This window comes from Micromonospora sicca (assembly GCF_003172935.1).
GTDB classification, from domain to species: domain Bacteria; phylum Actinomycetota; class Actinomycetes; order Mycobacteriales; family Micromonosporaceae; genus Micromonospora; species Micromonospora sicca.
Genome location: NZ_QGKS01000041.1, coordinates 1 through 1,395, shown reverse-complemented (window position 1 = coordinate 1,395; position 1,395 = coordinate 1). Strand labels below are relative to the sequence as shown.

The window sequence follows — 1,395 nt, the reverse complement described above, 5'->3', positions numbered from 1 at the left end:
CCCCGTCAGGGGCTTGGCCTTGATGCCGGCTCCGGGTGGCGCATGATCGTGGCGCCGGGAACAGGGGGTTCGGTTGTGGGGGCCGTCTCTCCAACGTCCGGTGTGGACGAGGTGGCAACTGTCAGAACCGGGGGTCTGGTTGCCGGTCATCCCTTCGCCGCCGACATGGGCGGCATGGAGTGGTACGGCCGCAGCCAGGCGGGGTCGATCAGATGCGTCGACCGCGCCACCGGCCGGTGGGGGTCAGACCTGCGTCGGCCTCGCGTCCTGGCTGCGTCCAGACTGTGCTCACGCCGATCGGGCCAGGCAACGGATGTGTCCGTCGCGGAGGCCGTAGTAGACCAGCGTGAGGAGTTTGCGGGCGGCGGCGACCTTGCCGATGTTCGCGCCGCGGTGTTCGCCTATGCGGGCCCGGGTGGCGGCGATCGGGCCAGGGCGTACGCGTTGCACCGCCTCGACCGCGGCCCACCGCACGAGGGTGGAGCCCTGTTTGGTGATCCGACCACGCCGGACCTTGGTGTCGGACTCGCGGTGGCGTGGGGTCAGCCCGGCCCAGGAGCACAACTGCTCCGGTCGGGTGAAGCGGTGCACCTCGCCGATTTCGGCGACGAACACCCCGGCCAGGATCGGGCCGACACCGTCGATGGCCTGCACCGCGACATAGCCGGGGTTGGTGGACAGGCGGGCGCCGGTCATCTTGGCGTACAGGTCGATCTCGAAGCCGAACGCGTCGATCAACCTACGTAGTGAGGCGATCCTGCCGGCGTAGACGTCCGGCAGGCGCAGCTCGGTGAGCAGCTGCTGCCCGGCGACGCCGAACAGATCGGTCATCGGCACGCTCACGCCGCACTTGGCCAGCACCGCATGCACCCCTGCCTTCAACCCTGAACGCACTGCGACCAGCTTCGCCCGGTGACGCACCAACTCACGTAGCTCACGGGTGGCCGGTGGCGCGATCCACGCCTCGGGCAGCCGTCCCATGCGCAGCAGATCGGCAAGATCAGAGGCATCACGCACGTCGTTCTTGACCCGCCGGTAGGCGAACCCCTTCACACCCAGCGGGTGGGCCAGGTGCACCTGCGCGCCGGCGTCGGCCAGGACGTCCGCCGCCCAGTACCAGCCGTAGGTGGCCTCCAACACCACCTGCGGCGCCTCACCCCACCCGGCGACCTGATCAGCCAGAACGAACGGGTCATTGTCGATCCGCGTGACACCCAACCGGTCACCGACCTCGCTCTGCTGCACGATCACGGTGCGCCGCCGGTGCAGATCGATACCCACCACCTGCCGACCGTCGTAGTCTGTGTTCACAGGGGCCTCCAACGTCGTGACGGACGTGAACACCTCCAAGTGAACGCCCAACGGCACGCCCAGAGCGAGATTCACGAGGAGCGG

General features: G+C 68.8%; 1 protein-coding gene. It reads right to left on the bottom strand.

The window, feature by feature from the left end; translation table 11 throughout:
• Window positions 1-288: 288 nt before the first annotated feature.
• Entirely contained in the window at window positions 289-1,311 is a 1,023-nt protein-coding gene (locus DKT69_RS00265; RefSeq protein WP_109799598.1) for an IS110 family RNA-guided transposase, read from the bottom strand.
• Between the last annotated feature and the right edge of the window lie 84 nt (window positions 1,312-1,395).